This is a genomic window from Streptomyces sp. WELS2, assembly GCF_013870595.1.
Lineage (GTDB): Bacteria > Actinomycetota > Actinomycetes > Streptomycetales > Streptomycetaceae > Streptomyces.
Window position 1 is genome coordinate 1 of record NZ_JACBWZ010001123.1, and the last position, 1701, is coordinate 1701.

Annotated in this window: 1 protein-coding gene and 1 pseudogene; both read right to left on the reverse strand. The window is 74.4% G+C overall.

The features are described 5' to 3' along the window. Window positions 1-20 precede the first annotated feature (20 nt). Window positions 21-956, reverse strand: coding sequence for a hydroxymethylbilane synthase (gene hemC, locus H5J33_RS34250; protein ID WP_181798558.1), 936 nt, complete (start codon window positions 954-956; stop codon window positions 21-23). Between the two features lie 102 nt (window positions 957-1058). Further along, window positions 1059-1701, reverse strand: a pseudogene (locus H5J33_RS34255) (ATP-dependent DNA ligase); the annotation flags it as partial.

Here is a 1701-nt window from a genome sequence, read left to right on the forward strand (position 1 = left end):
CGCGGGACGCCGTAGGCGGTTCAGTGCGGGATGCCGTCGATGATCTCCCGCGCGCCCTGCCGCAGCAGCGCGACCGCGACCGAGGTGCCGAGGGTCGCCGGGTCGAGCCGCCCCGCCCACTCGTGGGCGTTCAGCCGCGTCTTGCCGTCGGCCGTGAACACACAGGCGCGCAAGCTGAGTTCGCCGCCGCGGTCCACGCGCGCGTACCCGGCGATCGGGCTGTTGCAGTGCCCCTGCAGCACATGCAGGAACATCCGCTCGGCCGTCGCCTCCCGGTGGGTGTCCGGGTCGCCGAGACCGCGGACCGCGTCGATCAGCCCGGTGTCGTCCTCCCGGCACTGCAGGGCCAGGATGCCCGCGCCGATCGGCGGCATCATCGTCTCCGGCGACAGCACCTCGCTGATCACGTCCATCCGGCCGATCCGCTCCAGACCGGACACCGCGAGCAGCAGCGCGTCCGCCTCGCCCGCGGCCAGCTTCTCCAGCCGGCGGTTGGCGTTGCCGCGGAACGGCACGCACTCCAGATGCGGGTGGGTCGCGGCCAGTTGGGCGATCCGGCGGACCGAGGAGGTGCCGATCCGGGTGCCGGCCGGCAGCTCGTCCAGGGTCAGCCCGCCCGGATGCACCAGCGCGTCCCGGATGTCGTCCCGCTTCAGGAACGCGGCGAACACCGTGCCGGCGGGCAGCGGCCGGTCGGCGGGCACGTCCTTCACGCAGTGCACCGCGAGATCCGCCTCCCCGGCGAGGAGGGCCGCGTCCACCTCCTTGGTGAACGCCCCCTTGCCCTCGACCTTGGAGAGATCACCCAGCCACTTGTCGCCGGTCGTCTTCACCGGGACGACCTCCGTGCGCACCCCCGGGTGCAGCGCGGCCAGCTCGGCACGGACCCGCTCCACCTGGGCCAGGGCCATGGGGGAGTCGCGGGAGACGATACGGATCAATTCCGGTGCAGACATGAGGACACGATAGACCCCGGGTCCCTTCGGCTCCCGTCACGGTCGGTCGTACGAGCCGCCGCGCCACGGGGGTCGGGCCCGCCGGCCACGCCTCCCGCGTTCCTACCCCGGCTCCTTCGGCAGGTCGGCCGCCGACTCCTCCGGCGTGAGGTCCGGGCGCGAGCGCAGCCAGGACGGCTGGCGCAGCATGCCGTGCCGGGTACGGGTGCTGTAGCTGACCTCGCCGACCAGCCGGGGCACCACCCAGCGGGCCAGGGGGATCCTCGGCACCGGGTCGAAGGGGCACCGGTCGCTCGCCGCCTCCCGCAGCAGCTCCGCCAGCCGGACCCGTTCCGCCTCGCTCCAGCCGGTGCCCACCCCGCCGACGTAGCGCAGCCGGCCCTCCGCGTCGCGCTGCCCGGCCAGCACCGCCCCGGGCAGCCCGGTCAGCCGGCCCCTGCCGGGCAGCCAGCCGCCGATGATCACGTCCTCGGCGCGCATGTTCCGGATCTTGATCCAGGCGCGGGAGCGGACCCCGGGCTCGTACACCGAGTCCAGCCGCTTGCACACCAGGCCCTCCAGCCCGTGCTCCCGGGTGGCGCGCAGCGCCTCCGCGCCGTGTCCCGTCACCGCGCGCGGCGTCGACCAGTACGGCCCGGACAGATCCAGCTCCTCCAGCCGGGCCCGCCGTCGCGCGTACGGCAGCCGGAGCAGCGGCCCGGTCAGATAGGGCACGTCGAACAGCACCAGGTGCACCGGCACCTGC